This is a genomic window from Gordonia oleivorans, from assembly GCF_040044975.1.
Taxonomy (GTDB): domain Bacteria; phylum Actinomycetota; class Actinomycetes; order Mycobacteriales; family Mycobacteriaceae; genus Gordonia; species Gordonia oleivorans.
On the sequence record NZ_JBDZDI010000002.1, the window covers coordinates 646,765 to 665,463 of the forward strand.

An 18,699-nucleotide genomic window follows, 5' to 3' on the forward strand; every position below is an offset into this window, starting at 1 on the left:
TAGGGCAGGCTAAGCTCAAGGGAAAGTGCTCACGCCGAGTGTATGCCCGATGCGGTGACACCGGATCGGCGGGAGTCGTCACCGAGCGCGCGACGTGCCATCACGACGATGGCGGAGAAGTGAGGAAGACCAGATGGCCGCTGTTGGTGCAGTGCTGACCCGGGAACGAATCATCGGGGACATCGCCGACATCCTGGAGTTGCCCGCATCCGAGATCACCGACGAGACAAACGTTCTCGACATCGGACTGGATTCGGTGCGGTTGATGTCGCTGATCGAACGGTGGCGCGCCGCGGGTGCGGTGCAGTCAGATCTGGTCGCCCTCGCCTCGGACCCGGTCGTCGGCTCCTGGGTGCGCGAACTCACCGCGGCCGCCGCGTCGACGCCGGACTCCGCACGATGAGCGGGCAGCGAGATCAGGCGCCCGCCGTGACCGAAGACGTCGATGTCGTGGTCGTCGGCGGTGGACCGGGTGGCTCTACCACCGCCACGATGTTGGCCAAGAGCGGTCGGCGGGTGATCCAGCTCGAGAAGGAGACCTTTCCCCGGTACCAGATCGGGGAATCGTTGCTGCCGTCCACGATTCACGGTGTGTGCAAACTCCTCGGCTGCTACGAGCAGGTGCGTGACGCCGGATTCATGCACAAGCGCGGCGGTAGTTTCCGGTGGGGTACCAATCCGGTGCCGTGGAACTTCCTGTTCGCCATCTCACCCGAGTTCGCCGGCGAGGGGAGTTACGCCTACCAGGTCGAGCGGATGAAGTTCGACCAGATCCTGCTGGAGAACTCGGCGGCCAACGGCGTCGACGTCCGGCAGAACAGTCGGGTCAACGGCGTCGACACCGACGACAGCGGACGCGTCGTGGGTGTGCGTTACGTCGATGCCGATCGCGTCGAGCATCACATCCGCGCCGCCTACGTGGTGGACGCGTCGGGCAACTCCACCCGACTGACCCGGCACGCCGGCGCCGAACGCGTGTACTCGGAGTTCTTCCAGAACATTGCGGTGTTCGGGTACTTCGAAGGGGGCAAACGATTTCCGGCCCCGGACAGCGGCAACATCCTGTGCGCGGCATTCGACGAGGGCTGGATCTGGTACATCCCGCTGTCGGACACGCTGACGAGCGTCGGCGTCGTCATCGCCAAGGACAAGGCCGATCACGTGATCAACGCGCAGGAACAGACCCTCCTGCACTACATCGATCGCTGCGAGATCGTGCGCGACATGCTCGCCGATGCCACCCGGGTGACCGAGGGGACCTACGGTGAGATCCGGCTGCGCAAGGACTACTCGTATGCCAACACCCGCTTCTGGGGCAATGGCATGGTGCTCGTCGGCGACGCCGCGTGCTTCATCGATCCGGTCTTCTCCACCGGGGTCCACCTCGCGACATACTCCGGTGTGCTGGCGGCCCGATCCATCAACAGCGTGCTCGACGGCACCGTGAGCGAGGACCGGGCATTCGGCGAATTCGAGGGCCGCTACCGGCGTGAGTACGCGGTGTTTCACGAATTCCTGTCGGCGTTCTACGACATGGAGCAGTCCGAGGACTCGTACTTCTGGAAGGCCCGCCGGGTCACCAACTTCGATCGCACCGATATGACCGCGTTCGTATCCCTGGTGGCCGGCGGCTTCTCCGGCGAGCAGGCTCTCACCGACCCGTCGCAGATCATCGAACGCTTCCGCGCATCGTCGGACGCCCTCACCCGGGCCGCCGCGAAAACCGGTGGTATGGACACCGATTCGGGTCAGCGGATGGGGCACATGTTCTCCGCTCCGGTGGTCCGCGACGTGATGGAGGAGATGAACGCACTCCAGGCACGCGGGGCGGTGGGTGATCGGGCCACCGAGCCGCCGCTGCTGGCGGGCGGGCTCGTACCGTCGGCCAACGGTCTGTCGTGGGCCGAGCCGGCCGATGTACCGGTCTGATCGGGTGTCGCGGTCGGTGGTGACCGGGAACCACCGACGGCCCTGATGCTCGGACATCTCGCCCTGGTCCTGATGGCCGCGCTCGGCTGCGGCATGATCGCGCAGCGACTCGGGCTGCCGGCGATGACCGGGCAACTCGCGGCCGGAGTGATTCTCGGGCCGTCGCTGCTCGGGGCGGTGCTGCCCCCGGCGTGGAGTTTCGGTACCGGCGATGCGCTGCCGCTGGTGTCGGCCGTGGGTACGCTCGGCGTCGTCCTGCTCGTCGGGCTGGCCGCCGTCGACCTCGACGGTGCCTTCCTCCGCCGCCGTACCACCGTGCTGGCGTCCGTCGGCGTCGGATCGTTCGTGATCCCGCTGGTCGCCGGAGTGGTTGCCGGACTGCTGATTCCGCACACGCTGCGCGGGCAGTCCGCCGGCACCACCGAATTCGTGCTGCTGCTCGGAACGGCGTTGTCGGTCAGCGCGATTCCGGTGATCGCCCGCATCCTGACCGAGCTCGACCTGATGCGCAAGGAAATCGGTCAGCTGACCCTGGCCACCGGCACCCTCACCGACGTCGCCGCCTGGGTCATCCTCGCGGTCGTCTCGGCCATGGCCACCTCCGGGCTCCGGGGTTCCCGGTTGCCGTTGACCCTGGGAGCCCTGGCGGCCCTGCTGGTGGCGACCTGGCTGTTGCGACGACCGGTGAGCCAGGCGCTGGATCGTCTGGAGACCTCCCGCCATCGCTCGGAGACCGGCGGGATCGTGGTGTTGGCTCTGATCGCCGGTGCGGCTCTGACCGGGGCCGTGCACCTCGAGCCGGTCCTGGGTGCATTCCTCGCCGGGGTGATCATCGGCCACCGGGGCGAGTCCGTGATGGCGCCGCTGCAAGCGATCACGAGCTGGGTGCTGGCCCCGGTCTTCCTGGCCGGTGCGGGACTGCACCTGGATCTGCACCTGATCGCGCGTCCCCAGGTGCTGCTCGCCACGGCGGGGCTCCTGGTGGCCGCGGTGGTGAGCAAGTTCGTCGGTGCCTATGCCGGTGCGCGCATCGCACGGATCCCGAGGTGGGATGCCGCCGCGCTGGGCGCAGGACTGAACGCGCGGGGCGTCGTCGAGATCGTGATCGCCTCCGCGGGACTGCACATGGGCGTCTTCGGCGAAGAGATCTACATGATCGTGGTGCTGTTGGCCGTGGTCACCTCGATCATGGCCGGGCCCTGGGTTGCCTACTGCGTGACACGCAGCGCGCGTGTGGCAGTCATCGACGTTGCGCCGGAACGTGATTCACCCGCACCCCCATCGCCGCAGACTGCTGCCCCGACGATGCCTACCCTCGATCGATCCTGAACGCATCGAGGACGGCCGCGAACTTGCTCTCGGTCTCGGAGACCTCGGCATCGGGGTCCGACGCCGCGACGATTCCACCGCCGGCCCAGGTGACGGCACTGCGGCCGTCGGCGGCGATCTCGGCGCAGCGGATGGTCACCATCCATTCACCGTCGCCCCCCGCGGTCGCCGACTCCGACCAGCCCACCGCTCCGGCGTAGAACCCGCGGGGCCCTTCGGTGGCCAGGATGTGCTCGCGGGCCGGCCGCGTCGGGGTTCCGCAGATCGCCGGGGTCGGATGAACCGCCAACGCCAGATCGAGGGAGGTGATGGACCGCTCGGTGATCGTGGCCTCGATGGGGGTGCCGAGATGCCACATGGTCGGGGTGGTCATCAGCACCGGTTCCTCCGGGATGTGCAGGGTGTCGCACAGTGGCGTGAGCGCTGCGGCCAGGGCGTCGACGACGTAGCGGTGTTCGGTGTGGTCCTTCGTCGAATTCTTCAGGGCGCGACCGCGTTCGGCGTCGATCCGCGGATCGGGGTGGCGTGCCGACGAGCCCGCCAGGGGATGGGCGGTCACGGTGGTTCCGCGTTTGCAGATGAGCACCTCCGGGCTCGCGCCGACGAGGTGGGCGCCGCGATGCCCGGATGCGGCCGAGAGGTCGGTGACGAACACCGACCCGTTCGAGTCGGCCGCCCGCATCCGTGCGGCGATCTCCCACGGTGAGATCGCACCGTCGGCACTGAGCCGAAGGGTCCGGGCCAGCACCACCTTCTCGAGCTCGTCGGAGGGGTCGGCGAGGCGTCGAACCGAGGACACCACACGGCGTCGGTGCTCGGCGGTGTCCGGATCGGCGCGTTCGATCGCGGCGTGCGGGACTCCAGCGTGCGGGATTCCAGTGTGCGGGGTTCCGGTGTCGGGGATGCCGAGGCGGGTGGACGCGGTCCAGGTGCCCGTGTGCTTCGACACCGTCTGCGGTGCCCACAGGGCGGCGTCGTCGGTGGTGTCGAATGGTATGGCGCCCACCACCGCCCGCACCGATCCGTCACGCAGGGCCGACGCGGCCAGGGTGACGTCGGCGAACGGCTGCTCGACGCCCGCGGCGATCACGTGATACTCGTTGCGACAGAACAGGAACCCGCCTGGGTCGGCCGATTCCGGCCTTCCCTGATGGCTCGTGGTGGCGGCGTCGGCGGTGACATCGCGGGTGCTGACGATCGAAGGGTTCATCTCGTTTCTTCTCCTGAGCAGGACAGCGGTTCACTCTGGTTGTCGGATCGTCTGGTGCGCTGACCCACATGCATGCCAGATGAACCCGCTGCTGAACCTTAGGTTAGACTTACCTTCACGATAGCTGGCGTCCGGTGCGGGGGCCGACGGCCGGGCATGAGACGACGATCTCACCGGGTCATCGAAGCGGTGGCCTTCCCGCCCCGATCAGGGTGCCATGACCGACCCGGCGCCATCGCAGCCACCGCCGGTGTCAACGTAGAGGAGTAGCGCGTGTGCAGTGACAGTTCCACGACGGATGTGGTGGGGATCGGTTTCGGTCCGTCGAACCTGGCGCTGGCCATCGCCATCGAGGAACACAACAGTGCCTTTCACAACGGGGCCTTTCACACCAACGGCGCCATTCACTCCGACACCCCCACACAGCGGACCCCCGACCAGCGCCCACTGTCGGCGCGATTCCTGGAACGGCGTGACCGGTTCGAGTGGCACCCGGGGATGTTGTTGCCGGGCGCGACGATGCAGGTGTCGTTTCTCAAAGATCTCGCCACTCAACGCAATACGGCCAGTCGGTTCACGTTCCTGAACTACTTGTCCGAGCGTGGCAGGCTGTCCGACTTCATCAATCTGGCCACCTTCTTCCCCCTCCGGTCGGAGTTCCACGACTATCTCGGATGGGCCGCCGACCGGGTCGACATCCCGGTGCAGTACTCGACGGAGGCCTCCGATGTCCGGTGGTCCGATGGCGTGTTCGAGGTGGTGACCGCCTCGGGTACCCACCGGGCGCGCAACCTGGTACTCGGCGGCGGCATCCGCGGCAAACTGCCCGCGGGCGTGTCGGCCGGGCCCCGGGTCTTCCACAACCATGACCTGCTCACCCGTCTGGCCGCGTTGCCGTCGACGCCGCACGGACGGTTCGTGGTGGTCGGCGCCGGACAGAGCGCCGCCGAGGTGACCGCATACCTGCATGCCGAAACACGTGCCGAGGTGCACGCCGTGTTCGCCAAGTACGGCTACACACCCGCCGACGACAGCCCGTACGCCAATCGGGTCTTCGATGCGTCGACCGTCGACGAGTACTTCGCCGCCGAGCCGGCCTGGCGTGAGCGATTGCTCACCTATCACCGCGGCACCAACTATTCGGCGGTGGACCCGGAGTTGATCGAGGAACTGTACCGGCGCGAGTACACCGAGCGGGTCGCCGGCGACCGCCGGTTGTTCGTCCACGGATCCACCGAGGTCGTCGACATCGTCGAAACCGATGACACCGCGCGGCTCCGGATGATCCATCGGCTGACCGGAGAGGAACTCGATATCGATTGCGACGCGGTGATTTTCGCCACCGGCTTCGAGCCCACCCCGATCGCCGACCTGGTCGGCGGCCTCGCGAGGCGATGCCATTCGGATGTGCATGGACGGCCGATCCTGGATCGGCAGTACCGCGTGCGCACCGATCCCGAGGTCACCGGGTCGATCTTTGTGCAGGGCAATTCTGAGCACACCCACGGTCTCACGTCGACGCTGTTGTCCAATGTCGCGATCCGGTCCGGGGAGATCGTCGACACGATCCTCGGCACCGGCACCGGCACCGGCACCGGCACCGGCGCGGTACCCAACGGAACCGACGGTGTCGCCACCTCGGTGCGGGTCTCGACGCCGTCCGGACTGTAGGCGGTGGTGTGACCGGCCGGCCTCAGTGTCCGACGACGGCCGGCCTCAGTGTCCGACGACGGGCGTCAGGGTCTCGCCGAGCAAGCCGACGCGGCCGGCGATGTGACCGTTGGCCGGAGCGTTGACGGTGAAGCCGTCGATTCCGGTGGCCAGCAACTCGCCGTAACGGGCCGCCACCTCCTCGGGCGAACCGACGATGGTGCTCGCACGCCGGACCTCGGCGCGGGGATTTCGCGCCAGGTATGCCTCGAACTCGCGGATCGCCTGATCGTGCGTCGGTGCCACGCACGCCGACGTCTGCAGGCTGACGGTGATCTCGGAGCGATCGCGGCCGAGCTTCTCGCAGTGGCCGGCCAGGGCGTCGAGTTTGCGACCGATCTCGTCGGGCGCACAGATGATGTTCGATTCGTCGGCGTACTGGGCGACCATGCGCAGGGTCTTGCGTTCGCCGCCACCGCCGATCATCACCGGGATGGCCGACACCGGCGCCGGGGAGTTGATCGCGTCGGCGACCTGATACCACTTGCCGGCGAGGGTGGGACGCTCGCCCCGCAGCATCGGCAGGATGATCTGCAGCGCTTCCTCCAACTTCTCGAACCGGTCGGTGAAAGTACCGAATTGGTAACCGAGAGAGTCGTGTTCGAGTTCGAACCAGCCCGCGCCGATGCCGAGCTGGGCGCGGCCCTCCGATACCAGATCGAGAGCCGTGATGGTCTTCGCGAGTAGCGTCGGGTTGCGATAGGTGTTGCCGGTGACCAGCGCCGACAACCGCACTCGTGAGGTGTGTTGGGCCAGCGCCGAGAGCAGGGTGTAACACTCGATCATCGGATCGTCTGGTTCGCCCAGAATGGGCAGCTGATAGAAGTGGTCCATCACCAGCACCGTGTCGAAACCGGAGTTCTCCGCCTCGACCGCCTGCGCGGTGATGGTGGGAAACAGGTGATCGGGTGCGATGCCGGGATAGGTGAAATTCGGAATCTGATAGCCGAGGCGGGTCACCGCATCAACGCTACGCCGAGCCCTCGCGATTGCCGACCGTTCGGGCGAGTTCGGCGATGGTGTCGATGAGATCGTCGAACACGGCCTCGACGTCGGTGGTGGTCGCAATCGCGGCATTCGGTTCGCCGCCCCACATTCCGCGTTCGTCGGCCACCGTCGTCCCACGCGTGAGCGGTCCGGTCAATTCCACCGCGACCTGCGCCGGACGGGTCGTGACGCGCGACGGATTCAGCGCCACCATCGCGGCGAACGGATCGTGCAGGTGCGCGATATATCCCTCGTCGTGCGCGTGGTGGAACTCGAGATAGAAACGCACCGCATCCATCACGTGGCGGATGAGGTGATTGCTCGCGACCGAACGCAGGCCGGGTTGGTCGGACGGATCGGGGCATTCGAGCGGCTCACTGCCCGCGGCGGCGGCCAACCGGACCGCGTGGTCGGGCGTCAGTGCGATGGCCTCGGTGAGGTCGAGGGAACACACGATCGGCGCCGGTGTGCCGGCGACGCCGAACGCGGCGAAGACCTCGGCGGCGGCCTCCGGATCAACGGCGACATTCCATTCCGAGGTCGGAGTGGTGTTGCCGTGCACATGGAAGGCACCACCCATGATCACGAGTCGGCGAAGTCGGTAGGGCAGCTGCGGATCACGGCGGATGGCGGTGGCCAGCGACGTCATCGGTCCGGTGACCAGACCCACCAACTCACCCGGATGTGATGTGGAGGCGACGATCCACGCATCGGCGGCGTCGTCGTCGGCCACCGTCCGCGTGCTGGTGGGCAGTTCGGCGTACCCGACGCCAAGCGGTCCGTGGGTGTCCTCCGTGGTCATCAGGTCGGCGACCAGCGGGACGGCGGCACCCAGATGCACCGGAACGTCCTCACGGCCGCACAGGTCCAGCCAGGCGAGATTGTTGGCGGCGACGACGTCGGCCGGGACATTCCCGGCGGTACTCGCGATCCCGACGAGGTCGACGTCGTCGCGCCCGAGGAGATACAGCAGCGCCAGGGAGTCGTCGATGCCGGTGTCGCAGTCGAAGAAGAGTCGCGCGGTCATCGGGCCATTGTGCCTGCCCGGCCTGTCCAGCAGGTTCGACATCTCGGCTCAGATGCGTACGGTCGGAGGGCATGACTGATCACCTACTGGCCTTCGAATGGACGGACACCACACGAATGTGGTTGGTGGAGACCCCTGTTCGGATCGTTGCGTATCTGATCGGGGCGTTGGTGGTGCGCTTCCTCGCACACCGCCTGATCGACCGCGCCACGCGGGGCGGTGATGGCCGCGGCATGCCCGCGGTGGTGCGGCATCTGCGTGAGCGAGCACCGGGATCAATCCCGGACGAGACGATCATCGCGCGGCGCACCCAGCGAGCGCAGACCATCGGATCGGTGTGCAAGTCCACGGTCTCCATCGTGGTGCTGGTGTGGTTGTGCCTGGCGATCCTGTCGGTCCTCGGGGTCAACATCGCACCGTTCATCGCCTCGGCGGGCGTCGTCGGCCTGGCCATCGGCTTCGGTGCACAGAATCTGGTCCGCGACTTCGTGAGTGGCGTGTTCATGCTTCTCGAGGACCAGTACGGGGTCGGCGACACCGTAGACCTGGGCGAGGCGATCGGCGAGGTGGCCAGTGTGGGCCTGCGGGTCACCACGGTCCGGGACGTCGACGGCACCCTCTGGTATGTCCGCAACGGCGAGATCGTGCGGGTGGGCAACATGAGTCAGGATTACGCCGTGGCCCGGGTGGAGGTGCCGGTGTCCTTGCGCGCCGATCTCGACCTGGCTCAGCGTGTGGCGGTGGACGCCGTCCGTGCCGCGTTCGACGAGGATGCCGAGTTGGCACGTGATGTCCTCGACGACCCGCGGATGCTCGGGATCCAGGAGGTCGCCGCCGATCTGGTGACACTGCGGATGACGGTGACCACCCGGCCCAACGCGCAGTGGGCGGTGGCGCGCCGCCTGCGTCACGAGATCCTGCGCGGATATGAGCGCAACGGGATCGACATGCCCTATCCGAACGGCAAGGTGCTCGTCGGTCGGACCGCGGACTGAGCCGATCGACGTCGGCCGCTCGACGTCGGCCGCTCGACGTCAACGATTCGAGATGGGCGAAAAACGCAGGGCCCCGGGAAGATTCCCGGGGCCCTGCGGTGTGCGTGTGTCCGAGGGGGGACTTGAACCCCCACGCCCGTTAATAGGGCACTAGCACCTCAAGCTAGCGCGTCTGCCATTCCGCCACTCGGACTTGCGTTGCCGTGGTGGGAGTGAACCTCTCACACCGGCGGCGATAACACTAACCGAGGTTGCCCCCGTATCCCAAATCCCGTAGGAGTGAGGGGTGACCGATGAGCCTTTCGCCCCGCGCGCGGTCGACGAAGTCGTCGATCTCGTCAGTACCCTCATCCGCTTCGACACCAGCAACACCGGTGAACTGGAGACCACGCGCGGTGAGGAGGAGTGCGCCAAGTGGGTCGCGCAGATGCTGGAGGAGGTCGGCTACACCACCCAGTACGTCGAATCCGGTCAACCTGGTCGCGGCAACGTGTTCGCCCGGCTGCCCGGCCCGCCGGATTCGGATCGGGGAGCGCTGCTGATCCACGGCCACCTCGACGTGGTCCCCGCCGAACCGGCCGACTGGAGCGTTCATCCGTTCTCCGGGACCGTCAAGGACGGCTACATCTGGGGTCGCGGTGCCGTCGACATGAAGGACATGGTCGGGATGGCACTGGCGCTGGCCCGCCAATTCCAGCGCGACGGCACCGTCCCGCCCCGCGAACTGGTCTTCGCCTTCCTCGCCGACGAGGAGGCCGGTGGTTCCTGGGGTGCGCACTGGCTGGTGGAACACCGCCCGGACCTGTTCGAGGGGATCACCGAGGCAGTCGGCGAGGTCGGCGGATATTCGTTGACCGTCGATCGCCCGGACGGATCGGAGAAGCGCCTCTATCTCGTCGAGACCGCCGAGAAGGGCCTGGCGTGGATGAAGCTCACCGCCGACGCCACCGCAGGCCACGGCTCGTTCCTGCACGCCGACAATGCGGTCACCGAGGTCGCCGAAGCGGTCGCACGAATCGGTCGACACACCTTCCCGCTGGTGATCAGCGATTCCGTCGCGGAGTTCCTGGCCGCGGTGTCGGAGGAGAGTGGACTGGATCTGAGTCCGGACGCTGCCGACCTGGAGACCTCGCTGTTCAAGCTGGGCAGCCTGGCGCGCATCATCGGGGCCACGCTGCGCGACACCGCCAACCCGACGATGCTGCGGGCCGGGTACAAGGCCAATGTCATCCCGCAGAAGGCCGAGGCCGTGGTGGACTGCCGGGTCCTGCCGGGGCGTCAGCAGGAGTTCGAGGCCGAGATCGACCGCCTCATCGGCCCCAACGTGACGCGGGAGTGGATCACCCACCTCGACTCCTACGAGACGACCTTCGACGGTGACCTGGTCGACGCGATGAACGCGGCGATCCTCGCCCATGATCCGCAGGCGCGCACCGTGCCGTACATGATGTCCGGTGGTACCGACGCCAAGGCCTTTGCGAAACTCGGGATCCGCTGCTTCGGATTCGCGCCCCTGCAACTGCCCCGCGAACTCGATTTCGCAGCGCTGTTCCACGGCGTCGACGAACGCGTGCCGGTGGATTCGGTCCTCTTCGGCACCCGGGTCCTCGAACATTTCCTGCTCAACAGTTGATCGATCCGCACCCGAGAAAGGCGCTGCACATGGCGACGTTCGACCCGTACGAGGCCCTGCCGAATCTGCCCACCTTCACCGTGACCTCGGAGAACATCACCGACGGCGCCCCGCTGGCCACCCCTCAGGTCAGCGGCCTGATGGGGGCCGGCGGCGCCGACGCGTCCCCGCAGCTGAGCTGGTCCGGATTCCCCACCGACACCAAGAGTTTCGCGGTCACCGTGTACGACCCGGACGCCCCGACGGCGTCGGGATTCTGGCACTGGGCGGTCGCCGACATCCCCGCATCGGTCACGAGCCTGCCCGAGGGCGCCGGCGATGACGCGGGCAGCGGCCTGCCCGCGGGTGCCCTGACTCTCGCCAACGACGCGTCGCTGAAGCGTTTCGTCGGTGCCGCACCGCCTCCCGGACACGGACCGCACCGCTACTTCGTGGTCGTGCACGCCGTCGACGTGGAGTCCCTCGGCCTGCCTGACGGCGCCACCCCTGCCTATCTCGGCTTCAACCTGTTCTCCCACGCCATCGCGCGGGCCACCCTCATCGGCACCTACGAACAGCCGTCCGAGGATCTGTAGACCACAAGAACCGAGGGTCCGGTGCCGGCGATCACCGCCCGGCGTCGCTGCCCACCGCGGCGGCGAGGTCGGTGAATCCGCCGGCGCGTACCCGTTGGGCGATACCGTCGTGGATCTCCTTGAGCCACACCGGGCCACCGTAGATGAACGGGGTGTACGCCTGGAGTAGGTCGGCGCCGGCGGTGATGCGTTCCCAGGCCTGATCGACGGTTTCGATACCGCCGACGCTGACCAGCGAGATCCGGCCACCCACCCGGGCATACAGGCGGCGCAACACCTCCAGCGACCGCGCGGCGACCGGTGCGCCACTCAAGCCGCCCGCTCCCATCGCCGCCACCTCGGCGGCGGGCGTGCGCAGGCCGGTCCGGGAGATGGTGGTGTTGGTTGCGACGATCCCAGCGAGGCCGAGTTCGACCGCGAGATCGGCCACCGCGTCGACGTCCTCGTCGGCGAGATCGGGGGCGATCTTGACCAGGACCGGCACCTCTACCTCGGCCAGCACTGCGGTCAAGATGGGACGCAGCGCGTCGACGGACTGCAGATCACGCAGTCCGGGGGTGTTGGGCGAACTGACGTTGACGACGACGAAGTCGGCGTGCGGTCCCAGCAATCGCGCGGAGAGTCGGTAGTCGTCGACGGCCTCGTCGACCGGCACCACCTTGGTCTTGCCGATGTTCGCCCCGATCGGCACACGCACCGGTCCCGAGTGCGGGGTGCGCAGATGCTCGGCGGCCACCTCGGCGCCCGGATTGTTGAATCCCATGCGATTGATCAGCGCGTGGTCGGCGGGGAGCCGGAACAGGCGCGGTGGGGGATTGCCCGGTTGCGGGCGGCCGGTGATGGTGCCGATCTCGGCGAAGCCGAAACCGAGTTGACCCCAAGCGTTCACGGCGGACGCGGACTTGTCGAATCCGGCGGCCAGCCCGACGGGCGCCGGGAAGTCGACACCGAAGACCGTCTGCCGCAACACCGGATCATGCTGTGCCAGAAGGTGAGCCGACAGTGCGCGGAGCGGGGCGAGGCCCATCGAGATCCGGATGGTCTCGGCGACGATCCGATGGATCCGTTCCGGTGAGAGCAGGAACATCAGCCGCAGCATCGGTGGGTAGAGGTAGCGGTCGAGTCGTGTCAGCATGCCTGTGCGTCCTCGTCTGCGGGCTGGTCGTGAGCGTGTTCGCCGGCAGCCGGGCTCTCCCGGCGCGGTGGCTTGCGCCGCTTGAGGAGTACCTTGCGGGTGCCGTCGGAGTACAGGCGCACGCGGGACAGTTCCCAGCCGCCGAACTCGGCCTCCAGCGACAGGCGCATCGACGCGGTGACCCGGGTGACATCCGGGGGCAGACGCACGAGGAGGCACTCGTAGTCCTCGGAGGTCACCTCCCAGCCACGAGGGTAGCGGGCACCGTTGCGAATCCCGGCGCGACCGGACGGGAGCGGGGCTCCGGCGGGGCGAGCCGTCACGGAGCGGTTCCCGGAGTCGATGTCACCGGAGTCGATGTGACGGGAGCGGATGTCACCGGAGCGGATGTCGCAGGCGCCGAACTCATGGGCGCACTCCCGGTCCGCTGGGCCGATGACACGACCTCGATGCCGCCGTCGCGGGCCGAGAGTACGTAGACAACTCCGGTCGCGTCGTCGACGACGAGTGAATCCGGTTGTGCCACAGTCGAAAAGCGGTGCTTCTCGATGGGTTCGCCCCCGGCCAGGTCATAGGCCACCGCCTCGTTGTTGCCTGTGGTCGTGACCCACAGCAGGTTGTGGGTGTCGTCGTAGTCTACGGCGTAGGGGCCCTCGGGTACGGGGTAGCGGAAACGCATCACCAGCGGCGAGCCGAAGAACCCGAGGATCTCGTTGTCGCGGGTGTTGGCCACCAGGATCCGGCCGTAGTGATCGACGGTGGAGTTGGTGGCGCCGTTGCCGGCCCGCAGTGCCGGTCCGAGATCACCGGTGGCCAGATCGATCGGCGTGACCGACGACTGCGCACGATCGAGGACGACCACCTGCTCGGAGCCGAGATCGGCACTCGGTGGCGACACGGTGATCTCGTCGACCCGGACGAATCCGCCGATGTCACGCTTTATCGCCAGGTCCGTGCCGAGCACCAGCACGTGACCGTTGCCGGTGCCCACCAGGATGCGGCCGTCGGCGGTGCGCGCGACCGCGGTGGGGGTGTCGGTGTCCAGCGGGGTGGTGGCGACCGCACCGTCGGCGGAGATGCGCGCGAGCGTATTCGGGCCGACGCCCACGAACGCACCGTCACCGGCGCCGACGATCGTGGTGAGGTGGGGTGTGGTGATGATCGTCGGCGGCGCCTGCATCGATGCCGTGTCGAAGCGCAGCACGCTGGTGCCGCCGGAACCCAGAACACCCAGCTTGCCGCCGGACAGCGCCGGCGCCGACGCGCCCGCCGGTGTGGGGATGATCACGCCGGCCGGGGTCGCCGGTCCCGCCGGTGCCGGACTCGGGGTGGCGGGGACGACGGTGGCCACGTCGGTGGCACCGGACTGAGAATCATTTCCCGACCCGCAACCGGCGACGAGGAGACCGGCCGTGATCAGGGCGGTGACCAGGGTGGTGGCCTGCCGGGCGCGTGTGCGGGAGGGGAGGCGCGGGCGGTCGGCATGCATGGGGTCCATCTTGGACGTACCCGGACGCGCGGACGACGCCGGGGTGAGCGCGGCGTGACGCCGGCGCACGCATTCAGCGGCGTCACAGCGACTGGCCGGTAGCATCGGGCGCCGTGACCGACACCATGACGTGGACGCAGTCAATCGTTCTCGGTGCCCTGCAGGGCATCACCGAGTTCCTGCCGATCTCCTCCTCGGGCCATCTGCGTATCGCCTCGGAGTTGATGTTCGGCGAGGACGCCGGTGCCTCGTTCACCGCTGTGACCCAGTTGGGCACCGAGGCCGCGGTGCTGGTGTTCTTCGCCCGCGACATCGCCCGGATCGTCGTCGCGTGGTTTCGGGGGCTGTTCGACCGCGCCGCACGCGGCCTCGACTACCGCATCGGGTGGTACGTGATCCTGGCCACCATTCCGATCGGCGTGATCGGCTTTCTCCTCAAGGACGAGATCCGGACGGTCGCCCGCAACCTCTGGGTGGTGGCCACGGTCCTCATCCTGTTCTCGGGAGTGTTCTGGCTCGCCGAGCGATTCGGCACGCGGCAGCGGTCGATGGAGCAGCTGACCCTGCGAGACGGGATCGTGATGGGGCTCGCGCAGTGCCTGGCCCTGATTCCCGGCGTGTCACGATCCGGCGCAACCGCGAGCGCGGGCCTGTTCCTGGGCCTCGAACGCGAGGCCGCGTTCCGGTTCTCCTTCCTGCTGGCCATTCCCGCCGTGGTGGCGTCCGGGTTGTTCTCCATTCCTGACGCCATCAATCCGACCGGGGAGGGGATGGAGGCCACGGTCCCGGAGCTGATCGTGGCGACGATCGTCGCCTTCGTCCTCGGTTACGCCTCGATCGCGTGGTTGCTGAAGTTCGTCAGCCACCACTCGATGAACTGGTTCGGCGCCTACCGGGTACTGCTGGGCCTGACCGTGATGGGCCTGTTGACGGCCGGGGTCATCAGCGCGACCTGACCGCGAGGCGTGGGTGTGCCTAAGGTTGTGGGATGACCGTGATCCTCGTCCGCCACGGACGCTCGACGGCCAACACCTCCGGAGTTCTCGCCGGACGGAGCCCGGGTGTGGCCCTCGACGACAAGGGCCGCGCCCAGGCCGCCGAACTCGTCGGTCGCCTGACGTCGTGCCTGCCCGCCATCACCGCGGTGGCCCGCTCACCGCTGCAGCGATGCGCGGAGACCGTCGCCCCACTGCTGGCCGCGCTGACGGCCGACGGCCGCGACGTCCCCGAGGTGGTGATCGACGACCTCGCCGAGGTCGACTACGGCTCGTGGACCAACCGCACGATTCGCGAACTGCTGACCGAGCCGTTGTGGAAGACGGTGCAACAGCATCCGTCGGCCGCGGTCTTCCCCGACGGTGAGGGCCTGGCGATGGTCCAGGCCCGCGCGGTCGCCGCGATCCGCGAGCTCGACCGTCGCTACGGCGGCCCGGACGGGGCAGGTGTGTGGGTCGCGTGTTCGCACGGTGACGTCATCAAGTCGGTCATCGCCGATGCGATGGGGACGCACCTCGACTCGTTCCAGCGGATCGTCGTCGAACCGGCATCGGTGAGCATCATCCGCTATTCCGACGTTCGGCCATTCGTACACACGGTGAATTCCACGGCGTCCCTGACGATTCCGATGCGCAAGCCACAATCCGACGATGCCGTGGTCGGTGGTGACCGCGGCACCGACGAGCCCACCGAAGAGCCCACCGCCGAGCCGGTGGTGGCCGCTGCCGCCGGGCACGACGGATAATGACAGTCAACGACAGATGTGAGGAGGTGTGATGTCCCGAGCGATACATGTGTTTCGCAGCCCCGACCGGTTTGTCGCGGGGACCGTCGGACAGCCCGGGGATCGGACGTTCTACCTCCAGGCCGTCCACGAATCGCGCATCGTCAGCGTCGTCCTGGAGAAGCAGCAGGTGCAGATCCTCGCCGAACGTATCGGCGCGCTGCTGGAGGAGATCCACCGACGCTTCGGTACCGCGATCCCGCCCGAGGCCGACGAGGTCGCCGATCTCAGTCCACTCGTGATGCCGGTCGACGCCGAGTTCCGGGTCGGGACGATGGGTCTGGGATGGGATGCCGAGACCGAGGCGGTGGTCGTCGAGCTGCTCGCGATCACCGAGGGCGAGTTCGACGAGAGCGTGGTCCTCGACGACACCGACGAGGGCCCCGACGCGGTGCGGGTGTTCCTGTCCACCCTTGCCGCCCGCGAATTCGCCGCGCGCTCGACCCGCGTCATCTCCGCCGGGCGGCCGCCGTGCCCGTTGTGCGGGCAGCCGCTGGACGCCGACGGGCATCTGTGCGCCCGGATGAACGGCTACAAGCGCGACGCCGAGCTGAGCAAGTCACTCGACTTCATCGATCCGGAGGTCTTCCGTGGCCTGACCGGTGACGGTCCGCCCATCATCGGCGAGGAGTACGGCGACCCCGACGAACCCGACACCGACCCGGGCGACACCGACCCGTGAGCCTCGGCGACACCGCGGACATGCCCGAGGATCTCGATCCGACCGGCACGTCGACTTCGCGCGACACGACTTCCACCGACACGGTGTTGGCGACGGCCGAGCTGAGGATCATCGGTCGCATCCCCACCGCGAGCAACGCCACGCTGGTGTGCGACGCGGTCGATGGCGACCGATCGGTGCGGTGCGTGTACAAGCCCGTCCGCGGTGAGATCCCGCTGTGGGACTTCCCGGACGGCACCCTCGCCGGTCGCGAAGTCGCGTCGTATCTGGTGTCCGAAGCACTGGGCTGGGCGACGATCCCGACGACGGTGCTGCGTGACGGCCCCCTCGGGCCGGGCATGGTGCAGCGGTGGGTCGACACCCCTGACAACGACGATCCGGAATTGTGTGTCGCCCGCGTCGATCTGGTGGATCTCGCGCCGCCGGACGCCATCCCGTCCGGGTACCGGTCGGTGCTGCGGGCGCTCGACGGTCGCGGTGAACCGGTCGAACTCGTCCACGCCGACGATCCGCGCCTGCTACGCATGGCGGTGCTCGACGTCATCCTCAACAACGCCGACCGCAAGGGCGGGCATGTGCTCGAAGGCCTCGACGGTTCGGTGTACGGCGTGGATCACGGGATCTGCCTGCATCAGGAGGACAAGCTCCGCACCGTGCTGTGGGGGTGGGCCGGTGACCGCATCCCCGGCCACCTGATCGCCGACGTCGCGGCCCTGGCCGACGACCTCGAATCCGATGCGTCGTCGGTACGCGACGCGCTGACGGCGCACCTCACCGTCGACGAGCTCGACGCCTTGATCATCCGGGCGATCATGCTCGTGGAATCCGAACGGATGCCGTACCCGCCGGGTCATCGCCCGATTCCGTGGCCACCGTTCTGACCGGGTTCAGCGGGAGTGGGGCCCGGCGATATGCCCGAGGCGACGACAACCCCTGAACGCGTACGCAATACAGTGGGGGATATGCATTCGTGGCCTGATCCCACCCTGCCGTCGGTCGCCGGCGCCGGTCCCGCACTTCGCCTGTACGACACCTCGGCGCGTCAGGTTCTGCCCGTCGCACCGGGCCCGACGGCGACGATGTACGTCTGCGGTATCACGCCGTATGACGCCACCCACCTCGGTCACGCCGCGACGTACCTGGCCTTCGACATGGTCAACCGGGTGTTGCGCGACCTGGGCCACGATGTGCACTACGTACAGAACATCACCGACGTCGACGACCCGCTGTTCGAACGTGCCGAACGCGATGGGGTGGACTGGCGGGAACTGGGCTCCGAGCAGATCCAGCTGTTCCGTGACGACATGACGGCGCTGCGGGTGCTGCCGCCGCGCGACTACATCGGCGCGATGGAGTCGGTCGACGAGGTCGTCGAGATGGTCGGCAGACTGCTCGCATCGGGAGCGGCCTACGTCGTCGACGACGCGGAGTTCCCGGATGTGTACTTCCGGATCGACGCCACCGAACAGTTCGGCTACGAATCCGGCTACGACCGCGACACGATGGAACGCTTCTTCGCCGAACGTGGCGGCGATCCCGACCGGGCGGGCAAGCGCGACCGACTCGACGCGGTGCTCTGGCGGGCAGAACGCCCCGGCGAACCGGCGTGGGACGCGCACTTCGGCCGGGGGCGGCCGGGCTGGCACATCGAATGCTCGGCGATCGCGCTGAACCGGCTCGGAATCGATTTCGACATCCAGGGCGGCGGCAACGACCTGATCTTCCCGCACCACGAGTTCTCCGCGGCCCATGGTGAGGCGCTGACCGGCGCCCGGCGTTTCGCCAAGCACTACGTGCACACCGGGATGGTGGGCCTCGACGGCGAGAAGATGTCCAAGAGCCGCGGGAACCTGGTCTTCGTGTCGAAACTCCGGGAGGCCGGAGTCGATCCGGCCGCGATCCGGCTCGCCCTGCTCGCCGATCACTACCGCGGTGACCGCATGTGGACCGACGAGGTCCTCGAGACCGCGAAGGCCCGGCTGGCGCGCTGGCGCGAGGCCACCGACGCGGCGACCGGCCCCGATGCCGCCCCGATCATCGAGCGGGTCCGGCAGTATCTGGCCGACGACCTCGACACCCCGAAGGCCCTCGACGCGATCGACGGCTGGTGCGGCGACGTCGAGCAGGGTCTCGGTCAGGACCCGGGCGCGCCCGGTCGGATGAGCGACGTCGTGGATGCCCTGCTCGGCGTGCGGTTGCGGCCTTGAGGGCAGCCGCT

18 protein-coding genes and 1 tRNA gene are annotated in these 18,699 nt (G+C 68.0%); 12 read left to right on the forward strand and 7 right to left on the reverse strand.

Annotated features, from left to right (window positions below):
- The first annotated feature begins 133 nt into the window (after positions 1 to 133).
- The 3 genes from ABLE92_RS06235 to ABLE92_RS06245 are packed head-to-tail and all read left to right on the forward strand — an operon-like array spanning position 134 to position 3,258.
- On the forward strand, positions 134 to 403 hold the full coding sequence (locus tag ABLE92_RS06235) for a phosphopantetheine-binding protein (RefSeq protein ID WP_348803809.1): 270 nt from the start codon (positions 134 to 136) through the stop codon (positions 401 to 403).
- Positions 400 to 1,929 carry a tryptophan 7-halogenase gene (locus ABLE92_RS06240; protein ID WP_348803810.1) on the forward strand — a complete coding sequence of 510 codons (1,530 nt, stop codon included), beginning with the start codon at positions 400 to 402 and terminating at the stop codon, positions 1,927 to 1,929. The genes ABLE92_RS06235 and ABLE92_RS06240 overlap by 4 nt, the downstream gene beginning before the upstream one ends.
- A gap of 45 nt (positions 1,930 to 1,974) precedes the next feature.
- Positions 1,975 to 3,258, forward strand: coding sequence for a cation:proton antiporter (locus tag ABLE92_RS06245; RefSeq protein ID WP_348803811.1), 1,284 nt, complete (start codon positions 1,975 to 1,977; stop codon positions 3,256 to 3,258).
- Here ABLE92_RS06245 and ABLE92_RS06250 read toward each other — a convergent pair.
- Positions 3,239 to 4,468 carry an isochorismate synthase gene (locus ABLE92_RS06250; protein ID WP_348803813.1) on the reverse strand — a complete coding sequence of 410 codons (1,230 nt, stop codon included), beginning with the start codon at positions 4,466 to 4,468 and terminating at the stop codon, positions 3,239 to 3,241. The two genes, ABLE92_RS06245 and ABLE92_RS06250, sit on opposite strands and share 20 nt — an antisense overlap.
- Before the next feature lie 273 nt (positions 4,469 to 4,741).
- Here ABLE92_RS06250 and ABLE92_RS06255 point away from each other — a divergent pair, with 273 nt between their 5' ends.
- Positions 4,742 to 6,139 carry a lysine N(6)-hydroxylase/L-ornithine N(5)-oxygenase family protein gene (locus ABLE92_RS06255; RefSeq protein ID WP_348803815.1) on the forward strand — a complete coding sequence of 466 codons (1,398 nt, stop codon included), beginning with the start codon at positions 4,742 to 4,744 and terminating at the stop codon, positions 6,137 to 6,139.
- 45 nt (positions 6,140 to 6,184) lie between these two features.
- Here ABLE92_RS06255 and ABLE92_RS06260 read toward each other — a convergent pair whose 3' ends face one another.
- Entirely contained in the window at positions 6,185 to 7,138 is a 954-nt protein-coding gene (locus ABLE92_RS06260; RefSeq protein ID WP_348803816.1) for an LLM class F420-dependent oxidoreductase, read from the reverse strand.
- 10 nt (positions 7,139 to 7,148) lie between these two features.
- The gene (locus ABLE92_RS06265; protein ID WP_348803818.1) at positions 7,149 to 8,192 is read right to left on the reverse strand and encodes a nucleoside hydrolase; all 1,044 of its coding nucleotides are present in this window, start codon (positions 8,190 to 8,192) and stop codon (positions 7,149 to 7,151) included.
- 71 nt (positions 8,193 to 8,263) lie between these two features.
- Here ABLE92_RS06265 and ABLE92_RS06270 point away from each other — a divergent pair, with 71 nt between their 5' ends.
- The gene (locus ABLE92_RS06270; RefSeq protein ID WP_348803819.1) at positions 8,264 to 9,187 is read left to right on the forward strand and encodes a mechanosensitive ion channel family protein; all 924 of its coding nucleotides are present in this window, start codon (positions 8,264 to 8,266) and stop codon (positions 9,185 to 9,187) included.
- 107 nt (positions 9,188 to 9,294) lie between these two features.
- On the opposite strand, the gene ABLE92_RS06275 is transcribed toward ABLE92_RS06270, so the two are convergent.
- Positions 9,295 to 9,380, reverse strand: a tRNA-Leu gene (locus ABLE92_RS06275).
- Positions 9,381 to 9,473: 93 nt separating this feature from the next.
- On the opposite strand from ABLE92_RS06275, the gene ABLE92_RS06280 reads away from it, so the two are divergent.
- Both ABLE92_RS06280 and ABLE92_RS06285 read left to right on the forward strand, forming a co-directional pair.
- Entirely contained in the window at positions 9,474 to 10,820 is a 1,347-nt protein-coding gene (locus ABLE92_RS06280) for a M20/M25/M40 family metallo-hydrolase (RefSeq protein ID WP_348803821.1), read from the forward strand.
- Positions 10,821 to 10,849: 29 nt separating this feature from the next.
- Complete coding sequence (locus ABLE92_RS06285) at positions 10,850 to 11,395, forward strand: YbhB/YbcL family Raf kinase inhibitor-like protein (RefSeq protein WP_348803822.1); 546 nt, start codon at positions 10,850 to 10,852, stop codon at positions 11,393 to 11,395.
- A 31-nt stretch (positions 11,396 to 11,426) separates the two neighbouring features.
- On the opposite strand, the gene ABLE92_RS06290 is transcribed toward ABLE92_RS06285, so the two are convergent.
- From ABLE92_RS06290 to ABLE92_RS06300, 3 genes are read right to left on the reverse strand one after another with little or no spacing between them, the layout of a single operon-like run.
- Positions 11,427 to 12,530 (reverse strand): quinone-dependent dihydroorotate dehydrogenase, encoded by a 1,104-nt coding sequence (locus ABLE92_RS06290; RefSeq protein ID WP_348803823.1) that lies wholly within the window; start codon positions 12,528 to 12,530, stop codon positions 11,427 to 11,429.
- Positions 12,524 to 12,853 carry a DUF5703 family protein gene (locus ABLE92_RS06295; RefSeq protein WP_348803824.1) on the reverse strand — a complete coding sequence of 110 codons (330 nt, stop codon included), beginning with the start codon at positions 12,851 to 12,853 and terminating at the stop codon, positions 12,524 to 12,526. Before ABLE92_RS06295 ends, ABLE92_RS06290 begins: the two co-directional genes overlap by 7 nt.
- Positions 12,850 to 14,019, reverse strand: a complete 1,170-nt coding sequence (locus ABLE92_RS06300; RefSeq protein ID WP_348803825.1) for a YncE family protein — start codon at positions 14,017 to 14,019, stop codon at positions 12,850 to 12,852. The genes ABLE92_RS06295 and ABLE92_RS06300 overlap by 4 nt, the downstream gene beginning before the upstream one ends.
- Positions 14,020 to 14,132: 113 nt before the next feature.
- On the opposite strand from ABLE92_RS06300, the gene ABLE92_RS06305 reads away from it, so the two are divergent.
- The 5 genes from ABLE92_RS06305 (at position 14,133) to mshC (ending at position 18,688) form a co-directional block, all read left to right on the forward strand.
- Positions 14,133 to 14,975, forward strand: a complete 843-nt coding sequence (locus ABLE92_RS06305) for an undecaprenyl-diphosphate phosphatase (RefSeq protein ID WP_348803826.1) — start codon at positions 14,133 to 14,135, stop codon at positions 14,973 to 14,975.
- 32 nt (positions 14,976 to 15,007) lie between these two features.
- A complete protein-coding gene (locus ABLE92_RS06310) occupies positions 15,008 to 15,760 on the forward strand; it encodes an MSMEG_4193 family putative phosphomutase (protein WP_348803827.1) in 753 nt (250 codons plus the stop codon).
- Positions 15,761 to 15,791: 31 nt separating this feature from the next.
- On the forward strand, positions 15,792 to 16,481 hold the full coding sequence (locus tag ABLE92_RS06315; RefSeq protein WP_348803828.1) for a DUF3090 domain-containing protein: 690 nt from the start codon (positions 15,792 to 15,794) through the stop codon (positions 16,479 to 16,481).
- A 20-nt stretch (positions 16,482 to 16,501) separates the two neighbouring features.
- The gene (locus tag ABLE92_RS06320; protein ID WP_348803830.1) at positions 16,502 to 17,362 is read left to right on the forward strand and encodes an SCO1664 family protein; all 861 of its coding nucleotides are present in this window, start codon (positions 16,502 to 16,504) and stop codon (positions 17,360 to 17,362) included.
- 81 nt (positions 17,363 to 17,443) lie between these two features.
- Positions 17,444 to 18,688, forward strand: coding sequence for a cysteine--1-D-myo-inosityl 2-amino-2-deoxy-alpha-D-glucopyranoside ligase (gene mshC / locus ABLE92_RS06325; RefSeq protein WP_348803832.1), 1,245 nt, complete (start codon positions 17,444 to 17,446; stop codon positions 18,686 to 18,688).
- The last annotated feature ends 11 nt before the right edge of the window (positions 18,689 to 18,699 follow it).